20 protein-coding genes are annotated in these 19,979 nt (G+C 63.6%); 5 read left to right on the top strand and 15 right to left on the bottom strand.

The genetic code is table 11. The features are described from left to right. Position 1: 1 nt before the first annotated feature. The 7 genes from LNV07_RS08095 to LNV07_RS08065 form a co-directional block, all read right to left on the bottom strand. Positions 2 to 631 carry a glutathione S-transferase family protein gene (locus LNV07_RS08095; RefSeq protein WP_263570675.1) on the bottom strand — a complete coding sequence of 210 codons (630 nt, stop codon included), beginning with the start codon at positions 629 to 631 and terminating at the stop codon, positions 2 to 4. 357 nt (positions 632 to 988) lie between these two features. Then, positions 989 to 1,738, bottom strand: a complete 750-nt coding sequence (locus tag LNV07_RS08090; RefSeq protein WP_263570674.1) for an alanyl-tRNA editing protein — start codon at positions 1,736 to 1,738, stop codon at positions 989 to 991. 13 nt (positions 1,739 to 1,751) lie between these two features. Continuing rightward, a complete protein-coding gene (locus LNV07_RS08085; RefSeq protein ID WP_263570673.1) occupies positions 1,752 to 2,402 on the bottom strand; it encodes a VOC family protein in 651 nt (216 codons plus the stop codon). Positions 2,403 to 2,412: 10 nt separating this feature from the next. After that, positions 2,413 to 3,264 carry a PhzF family phenazine biosynthesis protein gene (locus tag LNV07_RS08080; RefSeq protein ID WP_263570844.1) on the bottom strand — a complete coding sequence of 284 codons (852 nt, stop codon included), beginning with the start codon at positions 3,262 to 3,264 and terminating at the stop codon, positions 2,413 to 2,415. A gap of 2 nt (positions 3,265 to 3,266) precedes the next feature. Beyond that, positions 3,267 to 4,478 (bottom strand): aminotransferase-like domain-containing protein, encoded by a 1,212-nt coding sequence (locus LNV07_RS08075; RefSeq protein WP_263570672.1) that lies wholly within the window; start codon positions 4,476 to 4,478, stop codon positions 3,267 to 3,269. A gap of 41 nt (positions 4,479 to 4,519) precedes the next feature. Then, on the bottom strand, positions 4,520 to 5,230 hold the full coding sequence (locus LNV07_RS08070; protein WP_263570671.1) for an aspartate/glutamate racemase family protein: 711 nt from the start codon (positions 5,228 to 5,230) through the stop codon (positions 4,520 to 4,522). 3 nt (positions 5,231 to 5,233) lie between these two features. Then, the gene (locus LNV07_RS08065; RefSeq protein ID WP_263570670.1) at positions 5,234 to 5,851 is read right to left on the bottom strand and encodes a LysE family translocator; all 618 of its coding nucleotides are present in this window, start codon (positions 5,849 to 5,851) and stop codon (positions 5,234 to 5,236) included. 104 nt (positions 5,852 to 5,955) lie between these two features. Here LNV07_RS08065 and LNV07_RS08060 point away from each other — a divergent pair, with 104 nt between their 5' ends. The 3 genes from LNV07_RS08060 to LNV07_RS08050 are packed head-to-tail and all read left to right on the top strand — an operon-like array spanning position 5,956 to position 8,856. Then, on the top strand, positions 5,956 to 7,395 hold the full coding sequence (locus LNV07_RS08060; protein ID WP_263570669.1) for an aminotransferase-like domain-containing protein: 1,440 nt from the start codon (positions 5,956 to 5,958) through the stop codon (positions 7,393 to 7,395). Positions 7,396 to 7,446: 51 nt separating this feature from the next. Then, positions 7,447 to 8,067: a response regulator gene (locus tag LNV07_RS08055; protein ID WP_263570668.1), complete on the top strand. Its 621-nt coding sequence runs from the start codon at positions 7,447 to 7,449 to the stop codon at positions 8,065 to 8,067. An 18-nt stretch (positions 8,068 to 8,085) separates the two neighbouring features. Next, positions 8,086 to 8,856 carry a fumarylacetoacetate hydrolase family protein gene (locus LNV07_RS08050; RefSeq protein WP_263570667.1) on the top strand — a complete coding sequence of 257 codons (771 nt, stop codon included), beginning with the start codon at positions 8,086 to 8,088 and terminating at the stop codon, positions 8,854 to 8,856. Here the strand turns inward: LNV07_RS08050 and LNV07_RS08045 are convergent. Beyond that, complete coding sequence (locus tag LNV07_RS08045; protein ID WP_263570666.1) at positions 8,853 to 9,254, bottom strand: hypothetical protein; 402 nt, start codon at positions 9,252 to 9,254, stop codon at positions 8,853 to 8,855. The two genes, LNV07_RS08050 and LNV07_RS08045, sit on opposite strands and share 4 nt — an antisense overlap. Beyond that, a complete protein-coding gene (locus LNV07_RS08040) occupies positions 9,251 to 11,125 on the bottom strand; it encodes an ATP-binding cassette domain-containing protein (protein WP_263570665.1) in 1,875 nt (624 codons plus the stop codon). Before LNV07_RS08040 ends, LNV07_RS08045 begins: the two co-directional genes overlap by 4 nt. Positions 11,126 to 11,413: 288 nt before the next feature. Here LNV07_RS08040 and LNV07_RS08035 point away from each other — a divergent pair, with 288 nt between their 5' ends. Next, positions 11,414 to 12,124 carry a choice-of-anchor J family PEP-CTERM protein gene (locus LNV07_RS08035; protein WP_263570664.1) on the top strand — a complete coding sequence of 237 codons (711 nt, stop codon included), beginning with the start codon at positions 11,414 to 11,416 and terminating at the stop codon, positions 12,122 to 12,124. A gap of 497 nt (positions 12,125 to 12,621) precedes the next feature. On the opposite strand, the gene fghA is transcribed toward LNV07_RS08035, so the two are convergent. From fghA to LNV07_RS08010, 5 genes are read right to left on the bottom strand one after another with little or no spacing between them, the layout of a single operon-like run. Beyond that, positions 12,622 to 13,464 (bottom strand): S-formylglutathione hydrolase, encoded by an 843-nt coding sequence (fghA, locus tag LNV07_RS08030; protein WP_263570663.1) that lies wholly within the window; start codon positions 13,462 to 13,464, stop codon positions 12,622 to 12,624. Beyond that, the gene (locus tag LNV07_RS08025) at positions 13,461 to 14,567 is read right to left on the bottom strand and encodes an S-(hydroxymethyl)glutathione dehydrogenase/class III alcohol dehydrogenase (protein ID WP_263570843.1); all 1,107 of its coding nucleotides are present in this window, start codon (positions 14,565 to 14,567) and stop codon (positions 13,461 to 13,463) included. Before LNV07_RS08025 ends, fghA begins: the two co-directional genes overlap by 4 nt. Then, positions 14,567 to 15,055 (bottom strand): GNAT family N-acetyltransferase, encoded by a 489-nt coding sequence (locus LNV07_RS08020; RefSeq protein WP_263570662.1) that lies wholly within the window; start codon positions 15,053 to 15,055, stop codon positions 14,567 to 14,569. Before LNV07_RS08020 ends, LNV07_RS08025 begins: the two co-directional genes overlap by 1 nt. Next, a complete protein-coding gene (gene gshB / locus LNV07_RS08015) occupies positions 15,052 to 16,005 on the bottom strand; it encodes a glutathione synthase (RefSeq protein ID WP_263570661.1) in 954 nt (317 codons plus the stop codon). Before gshB ends, LNV07_RS08020 begins: the two co-directional genes overlap by 4 nt. Positions 16,006 to 16,019: 14 nt before the next feature. Beyond that, positions 16,020 to 17,189 carry a benzoate/H(+) symporter BenE family transporter gene (locus tag LNV07_RS08010; RefSeq protein WP_263570660.1) on the bottom strand — a complete coding sequence of 390 codons (1,170 nt, stop codon included), beginning with the start codon at positions 17,187 to 17,189 and terminating at the stop codon, positions 16,020 to 16,022. A gap of 89 nt (positions 17,190 to 17,278) precedes the next feature. Between LNV07_RS08010 and LNV07_RS08005 the strand changes: the two genes are divergently transcribed. Further along, a complete protein-coding gene (locus tag LNV07_RS08005) occupies positions 17,279 to 18,052 on the top strand; it encodes a class II glutamine amidotransferase (RefSeq protein ID WP_263570659.1) in 774 nt (257 codons plus the stop codon). Between the two features lie 25 nt (positions 18,053 to 18,077). Here LNV07_RS08005 and LNV07_RS08000 read toward each other — a convergent pair whose 3' ends face one another. Then, complete coding sequence (locus LNV07_RS08000) at positions 18,078 to 19,928, bottom strand: potassium transporter Kup (RefSeq protein ID WP_263570658.1); 1,851 nt, start codon at positions 19,926 to 19,928, stop codon at positions 18,078 to 18,080. Positions 19,929 to 19,979: the final 51 nt, after the last annotated feature.

Here is a 19,979-nt window from a genome sequence, read left to right as displayed (position 1 = left end):
CTCAGGCCATGCCGTTGCGGCCGTGCGCGATGAAGCCCGGCCGCTCGCTCAAGCGCTCGCAGTAGGCCGCAATCGCCGGCAACTCCGGGCGACCATGAGCATCCAAGGGCGCCATCAACCAGCGCTGTGCCGACAGACCCAAGACCACGTCGGCCAAGCTGAACGTATCGCCGGCCACAAAAGCGCCGGTCTGGGCCAAGCGGCGCGCCAGGATTTCGACGTGGCGGTTCCAATTTGCCACGCCCGCACTCAAGAGCGCCGGATCCCGATGCGCCGGACTTTGCCGCACTAGGCTCATGAAGGCATAGCGCCAGGAGTTATTGAACTCACCGGCCTGCCAATCCATCCATTGCTCGACGATGGCGCGCTCGCGGGGCTGCGCCGGCAGCAAATCAATACGCTGCTCACGCGCCGCCAAGTAACGGCAAATGCTGTTGGACTCCCACAGCACAAAGTCAGCATCGATCAAGACCGGCACCATCGCATTCGGATTCAAGGCCAGGAACTCGGGCGCTTCGGTCGAGGCGAAGCCGGAGCCCCAATCCTCACGCTCGTAATCGAGGCCGAGTTCGGTGCAGGTCCAGAGCACTTTGCGGACGTTGATGGAGCTGGCTTTGCCGAGTATTTTCATGGCATTGAACTTGGTTGGAAAAAGAAGAAACCGGCCTTCATGCTTCGCAAGGCTGGGCAAAGCCGAGCACGGCCCAGTCGCCGGTATCGCGACTGAGCCTTCGGCAGCCACGCGCCGCCTTCCGGCGCCACATGCGCGGCCTCAGCCCATGCGGGTCGAGGCCACACTTTTACTATTCTGGTGATCACCCACTTCGGCTGCGCCGAAATGAGTGCTCCCCGAAGAAAAGCACCTTCAGCCTCCGGCTGACTCGGCAAAGCCGAGCACGACCCTGCGGGTCGAGGCCACCCTTTTACTATTCTGGTGATCACCCACTTCGGCTGCGCCGAAATGAGTGCTCCCCGAAGAAAAGCGCCTTCAGCCTGCGGCTGACTCGGCAAAGCCGAGCACGACCCTGCGGGTCGAGGCGCTTTTCTTCTCAATCTTCGTGACGACCACGGCCCCGATTTCGGCGGTGTTGGCGACATGGGTGCCCCCACAAGGCTGCAGGTCAACCCCGTCGATCTTCAAGACCCGCACACGCCCCATGCCACGCGGCGGCTGCACGCTCATGCTGCGTACCAGGCCCGGATTGGCATCCAGCTCCGCCTCGCTTATCCAGCTGTGACTGACCGGGTGCGCCTCGGCCACCAAACGGGCCAGGCCCGCCGTCAGCTCTTCCTTGCTCAAGGCCTCGGTCATGTGGAAGTCCAGCCGCGCATAGGTCTCGGTGATCGAACAACCATCAACCGGATGCGGCACCAGCGCACAGAGCAAATGGGTCGCCGAGTGAAAGCGCATCAAGGCATGCCGGCGCGGCCAGTTCAAGCGAGCAACAAGGCCAATACCCGGCTGCAAACCGGCCAGCAAGGCCTCCTGACCGGGAGCCGGCAGATGCAGGATTTCGCCCTCGGCGCCCTCTCCCTTGCCTTTGCGGGTGTCGGCGATGTTGACGACCCGGCCATCGACCAAGAGCAGCTCGCCCACATCGCCGGCCTGCCCGCCACCCAAGGGATAAAACACCGTCCGGTCCAACAACAGACCGCGCTCGTCGATGCGCAGCACGATGGCCGCGCATTCGCGCAAGGTGGAGTCTTCCCGAAACAGCTCTTCGCTATGCGTCGTCATCGCGCTCCAACCTTCACGTCATCAATGGCAGGGAAACAAGGCCTAAGGGCGTCTGCAACCGGGCCTCAAGCCAGGCCTCGCCGGCATCGGCAGCCAAACCTGGCAGCAAGCCCGGCTGTGGCAAGCGAAGCAGCAATTGCTGCAAACTCACGCCACTGTTCGGTAAGCCATCGGCCGGGTGCACCTCGCCCCACTCGATCAGCAAGGGCAGCGCACCGCCGAAAAGGCGTTGACCATCGGCTCTCAAGGCAATCCGCCAGCGCAGCTCGCCGGCCGCGGTCATGCGCGACGCCGCCACGGCCTCACCCGCCTCGGCGCCCTGCTCTCGCCAAGCAATCAGTTGTGCCTCCAGATCGCCATCGACCCTGGCCACCCAATGGATCAGCCCCGGCCCTTCGACCCGCAAACGCTGCTGCAAGGCAGGTGAATCGAGATCGAACCAGCGCGCCCGCCCAGGCGGCGGAGCATCCGGATCGATGGCGATGATCTCCAAGTAGCAGCGCGGGAAGCTCGGCCCGCTCAGATTGAGCAGGCGGTTATGCGTGCTCATCAACAGATGCTTGCCGCCACCGCTGGGCCGAACACCCAGCGTCGCCTCGCACCAGGCCTCGCCCTCGGCCAGGCTGGCGGCACCAATCACCAGATGATCAAGCCGCAAACTCACAATTGCACACTCACAGCCGCACTTCGCCGTTGATCATCGGCGTTACGTCACCACCGATCCAGACATCAGCACCGCTGCGCTGTACATGGATGCGGCCGGCACGCCCGAGCATCTTGCCCTGCGCCACCACATAGCTGTCGCTGCACAAGCCCTTCTCCAACATCCACAGCGCCAAGCCCGCATTGAGGCTGCCGGTGACAGGGTCTTCGGGTACGCCCATGCCGGGCACAAAGGCGCGCACCTCGAACTGCTGTTTGGCCCCGCTCGGGTAGGCGCCGACGACGCCCAATTCGAGGCCGGCCATGGCGTTGAAATCCGGCGTCAGGGCCAAGACCGCCTCGGCGCTCTTCAGCCTGGCCGCAATCCAGGGCGGGCCGTTGTCCACCCACACCACGTCCAGCACCTCCTCGGCGGGCAGGCGCAGCGAGCGCAAGACCTGCTCATGCAAGTCCGCTGCCACCGGGCCGCCCCGGCGCAGCGGCGGCGCGGCAAATGCCAGCCTCTCCTTGCCGCTGCGCTCGACCACCCGCTTGATGCGCACCAGGCCGATGTCGCATTGCTGCAGCAACTCAAGCTTGTTGCGCGGCGTTCCGCCGGCCGCCAGCCAGCAATGCGCCGAACCCAGCGTCGGGTGGCCGGCAAAAGGCAGCTCACCGCCGGGCGTAAAGATGCGCAAACGGTAGTCGGCTTGCGGATCGGTCGGCGGCAGCAGAAAAGTCGTCTCCGACAGATTGGTCCAGCGGGCAAAGCTGGCCATCGCCGCATCACTCAAACCCTCGGCATCGATAACGACAGCCAAGGGGTTGCCCAGCAAGGGCATGGCCGTGAACACATCGACCTGAGCGAAGCGCCTCGTTTGCAGACTCATGGGGCTGATTCGGCGCCGATGTCTTCCAAGGCAGTACGCAAGACCCGGCCGAGTATCGCCACGCCCTCTTCAATCTGCGGTGGCGTCAAGGTGACAAAAGACAGGCGCATCGCGCGCGGGTCGGGCGTATGGGCATAGAAGGCTGCGCCCGGCACAAAGGCGATGCCGGCGTCGACCGCCTTGGGCAGCAAGTCCATCGCATTCAGCCCCTCGGGCAGGCGAATCCAGAAGAACATGCCTCCCTTCGGCGTTTGCCATTCGCAGCCCGGCGGAAGATGCTGCTTCAGCCCCTCGGCCATCGCATCGCGGTTGGCCTTGTAGCGGGCGCGGATCTTGGGCACATGCTCGTCAAGGAAACCGTTGCGCACGACTTCGTAAACAACACGCTGATTGAAGCCCGGCGTGTGCAGGTCGGCGGCTTGCTTGGCCTGCAAGAGCTTGGGATACAACTCGGGCGGCGCAATCATGAAACCGAGCCGGAAACCCGGTGTCAAGACCTTGCTGAAGGAGCCCAGATAGATCACGCCCTCGGGCCACAGCGAGGCCAGCGAAGGCAGCGGCGGCTCATCAAACCAGAGGTCGCCGTAGGGGTTGTCTTCGACGATGGGCACGCCCGCTGCCTTGGCCGCGGCGACCGCTGCTTGGCGCCGCTCCAGGCTCATCACGCGGCCGGTCGGGTTTTGGTAATTGGGCAAGAGATAGGCGAAGCGCGTACCCGGCGCATCATGCGGCAGGCGGGCGATGGCGGCCGGGTCAACACCCTGCTCATCGCTGTCCAGGCTGGTGAAGATGGGCTCATAGGGCGTGAAGGCCTGCAGCGCACCGAGATAGGTGGGCGTTTCGACGGCCACCGGCGCGCCGGCGTCACAGAGAATCTTGCCGACCAGATCCAGGCCCTGCTGCGAACCGCTGGTAATCAGCACCTGATCGGGCGTGACCTGCATGCCCAAGCTGGTGACCCGCTGCGCCACCCATTCGCGCAGCGGCGCGAAGCCTTCGCTGGCCGCGTATTGCAGCGCCTCTTTGGCGTTCTCGTTCAGGACTTTGTCGCAGGCGGCCTTCAGCTCCGCGACCGGAAAGGTATCGGCCGAGGGCAGGCCACCGGCCATCGACAGGATGCCGGGCTTTTCGGTGACCTTGAGGATTTCCCGAATGATCGAGGGGTTCATGCGCGCGGCACGCCGCGCTTGGGTCCAGACTGAGTTCATGTTGTCTCACTTGTAAGCTTGTTGCGGCGTGATTCGGCCGTCTAAGTTGACGTTGTACCACCCAACATCCAGTCCACCGCCGCACGGGCATGCAGGGCGGTGCCGTCGAACAAGGGCGTTGGGCCGGCAGCCGACGGGTCCAGCAGCAAGCAGATTTCGGTGCAGCCAAGAATCACCGCCTCGGCTCCGGCCTCACTCAAGCCCTGGACGATGCGCTGATAGCGGGCTCTTGAGGGCGCCAAGATCTGGCCGCGGCAGAGCTCTTCGAAAATGATGCGGTGAACCTCGTCGCGGTCCTCTTGGCCTGGCAGCAGCAGCTCGATCCCATGCCTATCCTGCATGCGCCCCCGGTAAAAATCTTGCTCCATCGTGTAGCGGGTAGCCAACAAACCGGCGCGTTTGACGCCGGCCGCCTTCAAGCCAGCGGCCGTCGCATCGACGATATGGATCAAGGGCAGGCCGCTCAGGCGCTCGACCTCGTCGGCGACCTTGTGCATGGTGTTGGTCGCAATCAGCAATCCCTCGGCGCCGGCCGCCTTCAAGCCGCGCCCGGCCAAGCCGAGCATTTGGCCGGCTGCGGCCCAGTCGCCAGCGCGCTGCATCGCCTCGATCTCGGCAAAGTCGACGCTGCGCAAGAGCAGGTCGGCGCTATGCAGTCCGCCCAGCCTGGCGGCCACGTCCTGATTCAGCAGCTTGTACAGATGGGCGGTCGACTCCCAACTCATGCCGCCCAGAATTCCCAAGGTCTTCATCTCTCAAGCTCCCAACATCGGCCAGATACTGGCCAGCAATGACAAGGCCATCACGGCATTGAAGGCGCGGCGGCGCGCAGGCTCAGCCAAGAAGCGGCTCAACTTGGCGCCAGCAAACGCCCACAGGCCCACACAAGGTGCATTGACCAGCGCACAGATCAGCGCCAAGCCCAGCATCGCCGCCAAGCCGCCATCCGGCGCCGTGAAGCCCGCCACCGCGCCGATCGCAATCATCCAGGCCTTCGGGTTGACCCACTGAAACGCCGCCGCGCCCCAAAAACCCATCAAACTCGCCGGGCCTGAGCTTGCCGGATTCCCTGCCGGCCCGGTCGGTGCCTCGGCGTGCCAGAGCTTCCAGGCCAGCCACACCATATAGGACACGCCCACCACCTTCAGCCCCAGATAAAGCTGCGGCCATTGCTGCAACAAGGCCCCCAGACCGAGGCCGGCGGCCAAAAGCAGGACCAGGAGTCCGATGCTGATGCCGGCAATATGCGGCAGCGTCTTCTTGAAACCGTGGTTAACCCCCGAGGCCAGCAGCATCATATTGTTGGGGCCGGGCGTGATCGAGGTGACCGTGGCAAATGCGATCACGGCAAACAAGGTGGGCAGGGTCATCATGGCGGGCATCCAAATCTCTCAACTTCAGAGCCTCAGTATGCTGCCCGCAACCAATACAGCTGCAGTACACTTTTACGGTCAATTGATCAATCTGTATCGGCAAAATGACCAACACAGCAGCCATACCCAGCAGCCCGCTTGCACGCAAGGCCAGCCAACCCTTGGCGCAGCAATTGGCACAGCGTTTTGCCGAGCGCATCCGGCAGCGCCTGCTCTTGCCCGGCGCGCGCCTGCCCTCGGTACGCGAATGTGCGCGCCATCACGGCGTCAGCCCCTACACAGTGGTGGCCGCTTATGACCAACTGCTGGCCGCCGGCCTGCTGGAAGCACGCAAGCAGCGCGGCTTTTTCGTACGCGACAGCCAGGCCGCCGCAAGAGCTAGACCGCCCGCCGCCGCGGCGGTGGTGGTGCCGCAGCCGCCGCCGGTCGACGCGACTGCCTTGATACGCGGCATGTTTCAGGCCGACGCCAAGCGCGCGCCGGGCCTCGGCACCTTGCCGGCCGAATGGCTGGACCTGCCCATGCTGCAAGCAGCGATGCGCCAGGTGCTGAAGGCCGGCAGCGGCGCCGAACAACTGGCCTTGCACTATGGGGAGCCGGCCGGCGACGCCCGTCTGCGCCAAGCCTTGGGTCTGCGGTTGGCCGATCTCGGCATCGCCTGCCCGGCCGAGCAGATCGTTACCACAGTCGGCGCCACCCACGCGCTTGACCTGATCACCCGCACGCTGCTGCAACCGGGCGACGCGGTGCTGGTGGATGACCCCGGCTGGGCGATCGAGTTTGCCCGCCTGACGCATGCCGGCATGCGCTTGCTGCCGGTGCCGCGTGGCGCCAACGGCCCCGACCTGGCCGTGATGGAGCAGCTCATCGAACAGCATCGCCCGCGCATGTATGTGACGGTGTCGGTGCTGCACAACCCGACCGGCAACAGCTTGTCGCTGGCGAATGCGCACCAAATCCTCAGTCTGGCCGAACGAGGTGACTTTCAGATCGTCGAGGACGATACCTATGCCTTCCTGGCGCCCAACCATGCGCCGCGCTTGTCCGCTCTGGACGGCCTGCGCCGCACCATCTATGTCTCGGGCTTTTCAAAGATTTTGACGCCCGCTTGGCGGGTCGGCTATCTGGCCGCCAGCCCGGCCTGGATCGAGAAGCTCACGAACCTGAAACTGCTCAGCAGTCTGACCACCAGCCCCTTGCTGGAGCGTGCCGTCGCCCATTGCCTGGAGCAGGGGCAATTGCGCCGCCATGCCGAGCGGGTTTTGACCCTCTTGGACGCCGCCCGCCAGCGCAGCATGAAGCTGGCCGAGGCGGCGAGCTGCCGCTTCGTGGCGCCGCCGCAAGGCCTGTTCGGCTGGGTCGATGTGGGCATGGACACCGAACGCCTGGCCCAAGCGATGATGGACGAGGGCTGGCTGACCGCGCCCGGCATGCTGTTCAGCGCCAGCCGCCAAAGCAGCACGCTGATGCGGATCAACTTCGCTACCGCGCAAGACGCCCTGTTTTGGCGGCGCTTGCAAAGCCTGCGCGCTGCAGCGGCCTGAACAAGCCGTTACCATCCTGTCAATTCACCAGTGAGCCCCTTTGCCTTGCCCATGCCCGCCGACCTTCGATTTCTAGTGGTAGATGGCCTTGCCGGCGTTCAGACCTTTGCTCGCCAATTGTTGGAGGGCTTCGGGCTCCCTGCCGACACCATTCGCTGCGCCAGCGATCCGGAATCAGGCTTGAAGATCGGGCTGGACTTCAAGCCCGACTACCTGATCAGCGACTGGTTCCCCAAGGCCACCATGAGCGGCATCGAGCTATACGGCCGCCTGAAAGAAGCCAATCCAGGCTGCCGCCTGGCGCTGCTGAGCTTCGAAGTCAGCCCGCAGCATATGGCGGACGCCTATGAGGTGGGTTCGAATTTCTTGCTGAAAAAGCCCTTCACGGCGGCAGAGCTGAAGTCGACCATGACGCAGGCGCTGGAGGCGCTGGCGAGAGAGCGCCCCGAGCTGCACGCAAGGCTCAGCGCCATCGTCAAGATCGCGCCGCCGGCTCCAAAACCGCCCAGAATTGTCTTGCCCGTGCTGCCCGTCCTGAAGGCCGGTGACCGGGTCAAGTACCACGACAAGATCGAAACGGTTCAATGCGTGGTCGTCAGCCATGGTGAGTTGGTGGTGCAACTGAAGGGCCACCAGGTGCTGATTCCCGCCATCCGGCTGGACAAGGTCTGACTCCGCCCGGGCAAACTCATGAACAGCAAAGCCAAGCAAGATCTCGCCCTGGCGCTGCGCCAAGCCTGGAGCCAGTCTCTGCGCATCAGCGCCGCCGACTGGCCGGACTGCGTGCCCAACGGCGAGGCCGCCTACGCGATTCAACAGTCGGTGGCGCAGGGCTTGGGCTGGCTTGAGCCTGGCCGGCCGCAATATTGGAAAAGCGGCGGCGCCTCGCGTCAAGTTAGCTTGACACATGCGCCGCTGTCACCTACCGGCGTGCGCCAAAGCCCGGCCGACTTCAGCGATTTGCAACTGACTTCACCGGGCATCGAGGCCGAGATCGCCTTGCGCATTGGCAGCGAAGTCACGCCCGAGCAGGCGGCCGGACTGAGCATTGAGGGCGCACGCGACTTGGTCGACGCGATGACCGTGTCGGTCGAACTGGTGAGCTCGCGCTGGCAAGAGGCGGGCGCGGCGCCGGCCCTGTTGCGGCAGGCCGACTTTCTCTCGCATGGCGCCTTGGCCCTGGGCGACTGGCAGCCCTTCAAGCCACGCGACTGGTGGGCGCAGGCCTGCGAATTGCGGGTCAACGATGGCCCGGTTCTGCGCGGCGTCGGTGGCCATACGCTGGATGACCCCGCCTGGGGTTTGAGCGCCTGGCTCAGGCATGTCACCCGCGAGGGCCGCAGCTTGCCCGCCGGCAGCGTGGTGACGACCGGTGCCTGGTTGAGCCAAGCGGGCCTGCAGCCCGGCGACCGCGCCAGCGTCGGCTTTGCCGGCCTCGGCAGCGTGACGGTGCAGCTCTAAAAGAACCCCACCAGCAAGGCCAGCAGCGGATAAGGGAAGGCCACCGTCGGGCGCAAGGCGCTGAGCGCATATTCGCCCAGCAGCGCCGCGCCACGCGGCCTTGAAACCAGCCATTCGCTGTGCAACTGCAGCGCTTGATCCGGCCCTGCTTGCCCCTCGCGAAGCAAGGCCTCAACGCGCAGGAGGCGAGCGCCCAAGCGTGCCTGAAAGGTCTTGAAAATCGCCTCTTGCACCCACAAGATCAGCATCAGGACCCAGAGCCAGCGCAAACCAAAAGCCAGCGCGCAGAGCGCCACGGCCAGCAACTTGACGCCGAGGGCCGCGCGCTCGTATTGCTCATGGTTGGCCTGCAGCGCCAGCCACTCGGCCTCCAGCTTCTCGGCGGCGCCTGCTGTCACTTCGCCTCCAAAGCTTCCCAGCGCTCCATCAGCGCCAGCAAATCGGCATCGATCTGGCCGCCGCGCTCGGTGACTTCAGCAATCCGCGCCGCGCCTTGCGAGTAAAGCTCCGTGCCATTCAGCAAGGCATTGATCTGCACCTGCTCGGCCTCCAGCGCCGCCACCTTGGCCGGCAACTCATCCAGCTCGCGCTGCTCCTTGTAGCTGAGCTTTTTCTTGTTGGCGACGACGGGCGCTGGCGCTGCTGCCGGAGCCGGAGCCGCCGCTGGAGCCTGCTTGGCTTTTTGCTCATTGATGGCCGCTGCGCGCTTGGATTGAATCAGCCAGTCCTGCACGCCGCCCTCGTACTCGCGCCAGCGGCCATCACCCTCGTTGACGATGGTGCTGGTAACGACGTTGTCGAGAAAACGCCGGTCATGGCTGACCAGAAAGACCGTGCCGTCGTAGTCAGCCAGCAGTTCTTCCAGCAACTCCAGCGTTTCGATATCGAGGTCATTGGTCGGCTCGTCCAGCACCAGCACATTGGCCGGCCTTGCGAACAAACGCGCCAGCAGCAAGCGGTTGCGCTCGCCACCGGACAAGCTCTTGACCGGCGAATTGGCGCGCGCCGGCGAGAACAGGAAGTCGCCGAGGTAACTCTTTACATGCTTGCGCTGGTTGCCGATCTCGATCCATTCGCTGCCGGGGCTGATGGTGTCGGCCAGCGTCGCCTCCAGGTCCAGCACATCGCGCATCTGGTCAAAGTAGGCGACATTGATCTTGGAGCCCATATTGACGGTGCCGCTGTCCGGCGCCAGCTGGCCCAAAATCATTTTCAGCAGCGTGGTCTTGCCGGCACCGTTGGCGCCGACCAGGCCGACCTTGTCACCGCGCAGAATGGTGGCGGTGAAGTCGCGCACAATCATCCGGTCGCCATAGCTCTTGCAGACGTCTTCCATCTCGGCCACGATCTTGCCGCTGGCGCCGCCGGTGTCGATGTCCAACTTGACCTTGCCCTGCACATCGCGGCGCGACGCATGCGCCAAGCGCATGGTCTCAAGCCGCTGAATCCGCGCCACGCTGCGGGTACGACGAGCCTCGACGCCCTTGCGGATCCAGACCTCTTCCTGCGCCAGGATCTTGTCGAAGCGGGCGTTGTAAAGCGCCTCGTTTTCCAGCTCATAGAGCTTGGCGGCGGTGAAGGCGGCAAAGTTACCGGGGTAGTTGCGCAGCTGGCCACGGTCCAACTCGACGATGCGGTTGGCGACGTTGTCCAAGAAGGTCCGGTCGTGGGTGATCAAGAGCAAGGAGCCCTTGAAGTTGTTGAGCAACTCTTCAAGCCAGGTGATCGCATCCAGATCCAGATGGTTGGTCGGCTCGTCGAGCAGCAACACGTCGGGCTGGGCAACCAGCGCGCGGCCCAGCGCCACCCGTTTTTTGAGTCCCCCAGAGAGCGAGCCAATCAGGCGCGAGCCGTCCAGGTCGAGGCGATGCAAGGACTCCTCGACGCGCTGCTCCCAGTTCCAGGCGCCGATATGTTCGATGCGCTCGGCCACCCATTCGAGGTCATCCTCGGGGTCATGGATCTCGTAGCGCGCGCGCAAGGCCTTGGCCTCGGCCACACCCTCGCTGACGGCCTCGAAAATCGTTGCCTCGGGGTCCATGATGGGCTCTTGCGGCACATAGACGCTGGTCAGGCCTTGCTGCAATTGCAGCAGGCCGTCGTCGAGCTTCTCCATCTGGGCGAGGATTTTCAGCAACGACGATTTGCCGGTACCGTTGCGGCCGATCAGGCCGACACGCTCACCCATTTCGAGCGAGAACGAAGCGCCATCCAGCAAGGCGACATGGCCGTAAGCGAGATGGGCGTTGGAGATAGATAGGACTGCCATATCCTTCCATTGTCGTTGACTGGCGAGAAGTCACCGTTATACGGGTTTAAACCAGGATGCTGGCGAGCAAGGCCAGGCCTGAGCCCCGGGAATGTCCGGGGGCCTACAAGCTAGGGGGCGTGAGGGGTTTCACGGATTCGTCACATCCCTGCAGCCGGTACAAAGCAGATGTGCAACGAGCACGATGAGGCGCTTAAGCCAAGCACCCCACCCGATCGGACCGCAACAAATCAGCCCGGCGCAAGCCAAACCCGATCCAGCACGGATCTGCTTCAGGAGGAACGCAAGATGACTTCAGCTTCTTTGTTTGCCAAGGCCAGCGTGCCAGCAATCGTTACGGCCTTGGCGCTGGCTTTTGCCGGCAGCGCATCGGCGGCATCGCTGACCGAAGGTTTTGATACAGGCGTCCCGGTTGGCTGGACAGTCAAGAACAATAGCGTGCCGGTCGGCACCATCGCTTGGTTTCAAGGCGGCAGCGGCACCACGTTCGCCGGGCACGCGGGTGGTCAGACCTCCTATGTGGCGTCCAACTTCAACAGCACCGGCAGCGTCGGAGACATCAGCGATTGGTTGATTCTGCCGAGCATGAGCTTCAACGCCGGTGACATGCTGAGCTTCTACACCCGCACAGCCACCGGATCGACCTGGCCAGATCGCCTGGAAGTTCGTTTCAGCGCTGTCGGTGGCACCGATGTGGGCGGCGACGCCAGCAGCGTTGGCACCTTCACCACGCTGCTGTTGAGCATCAACCCGGACGTGAATGTGGGCGGCTACCCGGAAACCTGGACGCAGTACAGCGCAGCACTCAGCGCGGCGGCCAATGGCGCGATCGCCTTCCGCTACTTTGTGCCGAACGGTGGCCTTAGTGGCGACAACTCCAACTTCATCGGCGTGGACTCCTTGAGCATCACCGCCGCCGTGCCGGAGCCAAGCACGTACGGGCTGATGGCGCTGGGCCTTGGCGTTTTGGCCCTGCGCCGCAAGCAAAAACAAGCCTGATCGTCGACTGAACGGCAAAAGGGGTGATGCCTAGCATCACCCCTTTTCTATTGCCGGCCCGCGGGCCTAGGCGATTACTTCTTCGGTGCTTCTGCGGGTTTGGCGACGGCCGCAGTGGCGGGCTGCGCAGGCGCACTGGCGGCAGTTTCAAGTTTTGTCACAGCTGCTTTGACTTCAGGCTTGGTTGCAGCCGCCTTGGCTGCAGGAGCAGCGGTCGTCGCCGCCGCAGTGACAGCCGGTGTAGCAGCAACTGCCGCAGCGGCAGCAGGCTTGTCCTGAGCCATGCTCGCTTGAGCGGCAAAAACAGCAATCAAAGCACCAGCAACAGCCACAGAAAACTTAGTCATCTCAGAACTCCAATCAAAGTCTCGCCATCCGGCGCCGCATCAGCTCTCGTCTGTTATTGACTATTGCTGCTTCAGTCGCCTGGCCCTTGCACAACGGGGGCCAGAGTCAGGTTGTTGACGAGGCAATTGTGAGCAATTGCAACAGCCTACTTAGCCCAATAACTGCGCCGCGTGATGGCGCAGATGGTCTTCGACAAAGCTGGCAATGAAGTAGTAACCATGGTCATAAGCGGCATGCCGGCGCAGGGTCAGGTCTTGCCCTGCCACCAGGCAAGCCGCCTCGAACGCCTCGGGCATCAGCTGCGTTGCCAAAAACGGATCGGCCAGGCCTTGGTCGATCAGAATGCCGGCAGGGAACGGTGGACGAGTCTGCGTCAGCATCAAGGCGCTGGCGTCGTGACCGGCCCAATCCGCGTGATCCCGCCCCAGGTAGCCTGCAAAGGCTTTCTGCCCCCAAGGGCATTGCAAGGGCGCGCAGACCGGTGCAAACGCCGACACCGAGCGGAAGGCGCCAGGATGGCGCAGCGCCAAGGTCAAGGCACCATGGCCGCCCATCGAATGACCAAAAACCCCGCTGCGCTCGGGCCCTAGATTGAACTGCTGTTGCACCGCCGGCAGCAACTCATGCATCAGGTAACTCTCCATGCGCCAATAGCTTGCCCAGGGCGGCTGGCTGGCATCGAGATAAAAACCGGCGCCGACACCAAAGTCCCAACTGTCCGACTCGCCGGCAATGCCGACGCCGCGCGGGCTGGTGTCGGGGGTCAGCAAGGCCATGCCCAGCTCCGATGCCAAGCGCTGCGCGCCGGCCTTGATCGCAAAGGTTTCTTCGCTGCAGGTCAGCCCCGCCAGATAGACCAGCAAGGCGCGCGGCTCGGGCGGCAGGAACAGCCCGAAGCGCATGCTGAGGCCTATCTCGCGTGAAGCATGGCGATAGAAACGCTGCCGGCCGCCGAAGCAAGCGTGCTCACCGAGCAGTTCGAGTTCTTTCAAAACTCCACCACCGCCCGAATCGACTCGCCACGCTTCATCAAATCAAAGCCTTCATTGATGCGCTCAAGTGGCAGCTTATGCGTGATCAGGTCATCGATATTGAGCTTGCCGTCCATATACCAATCGACGATTTTCGGCACATCGGTGCGGCCGCGCGCACCGCCAAAGGCCGAGCCCTCCCATTTGCGCCCTGTCACCAACTGGAAGGGCCTGGTGCTGATCTCCGCACCCGCCTCGGCCACGCCGATGATGATGCTGCGCCCCCAACCCTTGTGCGTGCATTCCAGCGCATCGCGCATCACCTTGGTGTTGCCAATGCACTCGAAGCTGTAGTCGGCGCCGCCGTCGGTCAACTGCACGATCTCATCCACCACGTTGGCAACATTCTTCGGGTTGATGAAATGCGTCATGCCGAATTTGCGCGCCATCGCTTCCCGCGCCGGGTTCAGATCGACGCCGATGATCTTGTCGGCGCCGACCATCTTGGCGCCCTGGATCACGTTCAGGCCGATGCCGCCGAGGCCAAACACCACCACGTTCGCGCCGGCCTCGACCTTGGCCGTGAACAGCACCGCGCCAACGCCGGTGGTGACGCCGCAGCCGATATAGCAGACCTTGTCAAACGGCGCATCCGAGCGGATCTTGGCCAGCGCGATGCCGGGCACGACGATGTGATTCGAGAAGGTCGAGGTGCCCATGTAATGAAAGATCGGCTGGCCATCGATCGAGAAGCGCGAGGTCGCATCAGGCATCAAGCCCTTGCCCTGGGTCGAGCGGATCGCCTGGCAGAGATTGGTCTTGCGCGAGAGACAGAACTTGCACTGCCGGCATTCGGGCGTGTAGAGCGGGATCACATGGTCGCCGGGCTTGAGCCAGGTGACGCCCTCGCCGACTTCGAGCACGATGCCGGCACCCTCATGGCCGAGGATGGCGGGGAAGATGCCTTCCGGGTCGGCGCCCGACAGCGTGTAGTAATCGGTATGGCAGATGCCGGTGGCCTTGACCTCGACCAGAACCTCGCCGGCGCGCGGGCCGTCGAGTTGCACCTCTTCAATCGTCAAAGGGGCGCCGGCTTTCCAGGCGACGGCGGCACGGGTTTTGATCATTCCATTCTCCTTGTTGTTGAGTCGTCCAGGCTCAGGCACAGGACGGTTTCATCGTCATCAATTTCGCCCGTGGCCACAAAGCCCAGCGAGGCGTAAAAGTCCGCCAAATTCGGGCCCGTCGGGCCGTCATGAACATAGCTGGTGAAGAGCTCACGCGCACCTGGCCTGGTTCGCACATGCTCGATCAGGGCCAATAGGGCGAGCCTGCCAAACCCACGCCCCTGCTCGGACTTGTCAATCATCAAGCGCCACAGCGAGAAGCGCTTTTCTTCGGCGTCGGCGCTGAGCGTCGGGTCATTCAGCAACAAGAAGCCGACCGGCCGGCCATCGACGTAAATGGCACGTATCCAAGCCTCGGGCATCACCGCCGCCTCGGCGATCGAGTACAGATTGCTGGCCACCTGCTGCTGCGCGTCGCCGGCATCCAGCGCGCGGACGGCGTCGAAGTTATGGCGGCCGACCGGCCTTAATTCGAGCCCGCTCATGGGTGCTGCAGCGCTTTCTCCAAGGCATCGATAAACATCTTCGCCACATCAAAACCGGTTTGGTCGGTGATCTCCTGAAAGCAGGTCGGGCTGGTGACATTGACCTCGGTGAGGCTGTCGCCAATCACGTCCAGACCCACCAGCAACAGGCCTCGCGCCGCCAACAGCGGCCCGACCGCCTCGGCTATCTCGCGGTCACGCGCGCTGATGGCCCGCGCCACGCCCTTGCCGCCAGCCGCCAGGTTGCCGCGCACCTCGCCGCCCTGCGGAATGCGCGCCAGGCAAAACGGCACGACCTCGCCACCTATCACCAGCACGCGCTTGTCGCCGTCTTTGATGGCGGGCAGGTAACGCTGCACCATGACGGTCTCGGCGCCGCCCTTGTTGAGCGTCTCGATGATGGCGCCGAGGTTCATGCCGTCGGCGCCGACACGGAAGATGCCGGTGCCACCCATGCCGTCCAGCGGCTTCAGGATGATGTCGCCATGCTCGGCATGGAAGGCGCGGATCGCCGCCTCGCTGCGCGTCACCAGCGTGCTCGGGCAGAACTGCGGGAACTGCATCAAGGCCAGCTTCTCGGGGTGGTCACGCAGCGCCTGCGGCTTGTTGAAGACACGCGCGCCCTCGCGCTCGGCCTGCTCCAGCAGATGGGTCGCGTAGAAGAACTCGCTGTCAAACGGCGGGTCCTTGCGCATCAGGACGGCGTCGACCTCGGCCACCACCAGGTCGCTCCGCTCGCCCTCGGCAAACCAATTGAGCGCATCGCCGGTCAGCGTGAGGGCGCGGGCCCGCTGCGCCGTCACCCGGCCGCCGGAGCGCCAGATCAGGTCTTGCACCTCGCAGGCCCAGAGCTGATGACCGCGTTTGGCCGCCTCGCGCATCATCGCGAAGGTGCTGTCTTTGTAGATCTTGAACGACTCCAGCGGATCGGCGACAAATAGCAGTTTCATTTGATTCAGTCCTGTTAATTCTTCGAGCGTAAATATTGCACCAATAAGGCCGAGCTACCGGCGACCACGCCCCAAAAAGCGGAGCCGATGCCAGCCACCGTGAGTCCGGACAAGGTCACCAGAAAGGTCAGGCAGGCGGCGTCACGGTGTTTCTCTTCCTTCAAGGCCGTGGTCAGACCGCCGGCGATGGTCGAGATCAAGGCCAGGCCCGCCAGCGCCGCCACCAACTCGCGCGGGAAGGCAACCAGAAGCCCGACGACGGCGCCGCCGGCCAGACCCACGCCAATGTACACAAGGCCGGCCGACATCGCCGCGGTATAGCGCCGCGCCGGGTCGGCATGCGCCTCGGGGCCGTTGCAGATCGCGGCCGTGATGGCGGCAAGATTGAAGGCGAAGCCGCCGAACGGCGCCAACAAAAGGCCGGCAAGACCCGTCACCGTGAGGCTGGCCGAGACCGGCGTGCGGTAGCCGGCCGCACGCTGCACCGCCACACCGGGCAGGTTTTGCGAGGCCATGGTGACCAGGAACAAGGGCAAGGCCACGCCCATCAGCGCCGCCCAACTGAATTGCGGCGTGGTCCAGACCGGCTGCGCCCAGGCCCAGTCGACGGCGGCCATCTGCAAGCGTCCTTGCAGGCCCGCCACCGCCACCCCGGCCAAGAGCACGCCGGGCACCGCATAGCGTGGCCACAGGCGCTTGCCCAGCAAATAGGCGCAGGCCATGGCCAAGACCAAGGTCGGCGCGGTCTTGACGGCCAGCACCGCGTCGAGCCCAAAGCGGGCCAACACACCGGCCAGCAAGGCGGCCGCCACGGCCAAGGGGATACGGGCCATCACGCGCTCGAACCAACCGGTGACGCCGAACAGGCAAATCAGCGCGGAGCTGAACAAAAAGGCCCCGATCGCCTCGGGCATGGAGATGCCCGAAGTGGCCGCGATCAAGGCCGCGCCAGGCGTCGACCAAGCGGTCAAGAGGGGCTGACGGCTCCAGACCGACAGACCCAGGCTGGTAATGCCCATGCCCAAGCCGAGCGCCCAGATCCAGGAGCTGGTTTGGGCGGATGTCGCACCCAAGGCCTGGGCGGCCTGAAAAATAATCGCTACCGAGCTGGTAAAACCGACCAAGACCGCGACAAAGCCGGCCACAAGGCTTGAGACTGAGAGATCATTGAGGCTGCGCTTCATTCTGCAAGCATAGCGGCATGGGCAGCAAGCCGCGGCGCCGCTCGGTTTGACCGCTAGCAGTTCAGGACATTGGAAGGAGGCTTTCGCCCATGTGCAGATTTCTGGCCTATCTTGGCCCCTCGATCTTTCTGGATGAGTTGGTCTGCAAGCCCCAGCATTCGCTGGTGCGTCAGTCGCTGCGTGCCGATCAGGCCAAAGCCGTCACCAATGGCGATGGCTTCGGCGTTGGCTGGTACGGCGAGTTGAGCTCACCCGGCGTCTACCGCGAGGTGATGCCGGCTTGGTCGGACGAAAACCTGCTGGCGCTGTGCAGCAATGTTCGTTCGCATTTGTTCTTTGCCCATGTGCGCGCCGCCACCGGCACCGGCATCGCGCGGCAGAACTGCCACCCGTTTCGCTACGGCCCTTACCTCTTCATGCACAACGGCCAGATTGGCGGTTACGGGCAAGTCCGCCGTGCGATGGAGGCGCGCCTGCCTGACCATCTCTACGCCGAACGCAAGGGCGCGACCGACTCGGAGTTGCTGTTCTTGCTGATCATCGCGCGCATCGAGTCCGGCCAAAGCGTCACGCAGGCGGTCAGCCAGATCCTCAACGAGACGCTGGCGATGATGCAGGTTCTGAACATCCACGAACCGCTGCGTTTTGCCGGTGCCTTGGCCGACGGCAGCCAAGTGCACGCGTTCCGCTTTTCCAGTGACCAGCGCGCGCCGACCCTGTACCTGCGCCAGGACGGCGCGAACGGACTGGTAGTGGCGTCGGAGCCCTTGGCCGATGAACAGGACGGCTGGGGCTTGATCCCACCGGGCAGCGTCGTGCACATGAACGCGCATGGTGTCAGCAGCAGCGAGGCGCTGATGTAGGCGAACTCGTCGCCCCAGGCGACGCCTAGATTTCGACCTTGGATCCCAACTCCACGATCCGGTTGGTGGGCAGGTGCAAGAAGTCCGCCGCAGCGGCGGCGTTGCGGTGCATGCTGGCGAAGAGTTTTTCACGCCACATTGCCATGCCGCCATTGCCGATGGTGGGGATCACGATGTCGCGGGAGAGGAAATAGCTGGTTTCCATATCCTCCAGGACCACCCCGTTTTGCTCCAGCAGCTTCAGCGCATAGGGCACATCGGGCTCATTCTTGAAACCGAAATGCAGGCTCACCGCCCAGCATTGATTGCCCAGCGCGGTGACCTGTACACGCTTGTCGAAACCGATCCAGGGCACTTCATGGTGCTTGACGGTGACGAACAGGTTCTGCTCATGCAGCACCTTGTTGTGCTTCAAATTGTGAAGCAGCGCATTCGGCGTTACGCCGGCCTCGGCCGACAAGAACACGGCCGTGCCTTCGACCCGCACCGGCGGGCTCAGGAAGACCGCATCGAGAAAACTGCGCAGGTCGATGGCATCCTCGCGCAACTTGCTGCTGAGCAGGCGACGGCCCTGCTTCCAGGTCAGCATCAGCGTGAACATGCCTATGCCTATCATCAGCGGGAACCAGCCGCCGGCGACCAACTTGAGCATGTTCGAGGCCAGGAAGGTCAGGTCAATCACGAAGAAAAAGCCGGTCGCTGCCACACACAAGGCCAAGGGGTACTTCCAGCCATAGCGGATCACGAAGAAGGTCATCACCGTGGTGATGGTCATGTCAATGGTGACCGCGATACCGTAGGCGCCGGCCAACTTGCTGGATGAACCAAACAAAACCACCGCCAACACGATGAAGACAAACAGGCCCCAATTGATGAAGGGCACATAGATCTGCCCGGTGTCACGCTCGGAGGTGTGCAGGATGCGCATGCGCGGCAGGATGCCCATCTGCACCGCCTGCTTGGTGACCGAAAACGCGGCCGTGATCAGCGCTTGGCTGGCCACCACGGCGGCCGCCGTGGCCAGCAAAAACAGCGGTATCTCCGCCCAAGCCGGTGCCAGCATGAAGAAGGGGTTTTGCACTCCTTCAGGGTGATCCAAAAGCATCGCGCCTTGGCCAAAATAATTGATCACCAAGGACGGCATGACGATATTGAACCAGGCCATGCGGATCGGCTTCTTGCCGAAATGCCCAAGGTCGGCATACAAGGCCTCGCCGCCGGTGACCACCAGCACCACCGCGCCCAAGGCTACAAATGCGACCCATCGATGTTCCAGGCAAAAGCCCAGCGCATAGGCCGGATTGATCGCCACCAGCACATGCGGATTTTCAAGAATGTGCGGCAGACCCAGCAGCACCAAGCTGCCAAACCACAGCAGCATGATAGGGCCGAAAGCCTTGCCGATGCCGCCTGTACCCAGACGCTGCACGGCGAACAGACAGGCCAGCACAATCAAGGTCAGCGGCAGAATCAGTTCGTGCAACTGGGGCGCGTACACATCGATACCCTCGACGGCACCAAGCACCGTCATGGCCGGTGTGATGACCGCGTCGCCATAAAAGATGGCCGTGCCAAAAAGGCCGACCAACATCAGCGTGCGGCGCAGCTTGGGCTGGTCATTGACGGCATTGGTGGCCAGCGCCAGCATCGCAATCAAGCCGCCCTCGCCGTTGTTGTCGGCACGCAGGATCAGCACCACATACTTGATCGACACGATGATGGTCATCGTCCAGAACAACAGCGAGAGCACACCGAGGATGTTGTCCGGCGTCGGCGCAACATGGCCGCCGTGGAACACCTCCTTCAGCGCATAGAGTGGACTGGTGCCGATGTCGCCGTAGACGACCCCCAGCGCGCCGAGGGTCAAACCGGCCATGGCCGTATTCGAATGACCCACCGATGGGGCAGTGTTGGAAGAGCTCACGTG

It is taken from the genome of Roseateles oligotrophus, from assembly GCF_025717515.1.
Classification (GTDB): Bacteria; Pseudomonadota; Gammaproteobacteria; order Burkholderiales; family Burkholderiaceae_C; genus Paucibacter_A; species Paucibacter_A oligotrophus.
This window is presented reverse-complemented; position numbering and strand designations above follow the sequence as displayed.

What these genes read in the sequence shown, in the direction of transcription:
- LNV07_RS08095 (WP_263570675.1), bottom strand. Translation starts at nt 631, where the DNA reads ATGAAAATACTCGGCAAAGCCAGCTCCATCAACGTCCGCAAAGTGCTC.
- LNV07_RS08090 (WP_263570674.1), bottom strand. Translation starts at nt 1,738, where the DNA reads ATGACGACGCATAGCGAAGAGCTGTTTCGGGAAGACTCCACCTTGCGC.
- LNV07_RS08075 (WP_263570672.1), bottom strand. Translation starts at nt 4,478, where the DNA reads ATGAACTCAGTCTGGACCCAAGCGCGGCGTGCCGCGCGCATGAACCCC.
- LNV07_RS08070 (WP_263570671.1), bottom strand. Translation starts at nt 5,230, where the DNA reads ATGAAGACCTTGGGAATTCTGGGCGGCATGAGTTGGGAGTCGACCGCC.
- LNV07_RS08065 (WP_263570670.1), bottom strand. Translation starts at nt 5,851, where the DNA reads ATGATGACCCTGCCCACCTTGTTTGCCGTGATCGCATTTGCCACGGTC.
- LNV07_RS08060 (WP_263570669.1), top strand. Translation starts at nt 5,956, where the DNA reads ATGACCAACACAGCAGCCATACCCAGCAGCCCGCTTGCACGCAAGGCC.
- LNV07_RS08055 (WP_263570668.1), top strand. Translation starts at nt 7,447, where the DNA reads ATGCCCGCCGACCTTCGATTTCTAGTGGTAGATGGCCTTGCCGGCGTT.
- LNV07_RS08050 (WP_263570667.1), top strand. Translation starts at nt 8,086, where the DNA reads ATGAACAGCAAAGCCAAGCAAGATCTCGCCCTGGCGCTGCGCCAAGCC.
- LNV07_RS08040 (WP_263570665.1), bottom strand. Translation starts at nt 11,125, where the DNA reads ATGGCAGTCCTATCTATCTCCAACGCCCATCTCGCTTACGGCCATGTC.
- LNV07_RS08035 (WP_263570664.1), top strand. Translation starts at nt 11,414, where the DNA reads ATGACTTCAGCTTCTTTGTTTGCCAAGGCCAGCGTGCCAGCAATCGTT.
- LNV07_RS08020 (WP_263570662.1), bottom strand. Translation starts at nt 15,055, where the DNA reads ATGAGCGGGCTCGAATTAAGGCCGGTCGGCCGCCATAACTTCGACGCC.
- gshB (WP_263570661.1), bottom strand. Translation starts at nt 16,005, where the DNA reads ATGAAACTGCTATTTGTCGCCGATCCGCTGGAGTCGTTCAAGATCTAC.
- LNV07_RS08010 (WP_263570660.1), bottom strand. Translation starts at nt 17,189, where the DNA reads ATGAAGCGCAGCCTCAATGATCTCTCAGTCTCAAGCCTTGTGGCCGGC.
- LNV07_RS08005 (WP_263570659.1), top strand. Translation starts at nt 17,279, where the DNA reads ATGTGCAGATTTCTGGCCTATCTTGGCCCCTCGATCTTTCTGGATGAG.
- LNV07_RS08000 (WP_263570658.1), bottom strand. Translation starts at nt 19,928, where the DNA reads ATGGCCGGTTTGACCCTCGGCGCGCTGGGGGTCGTCTACGGCGACATC.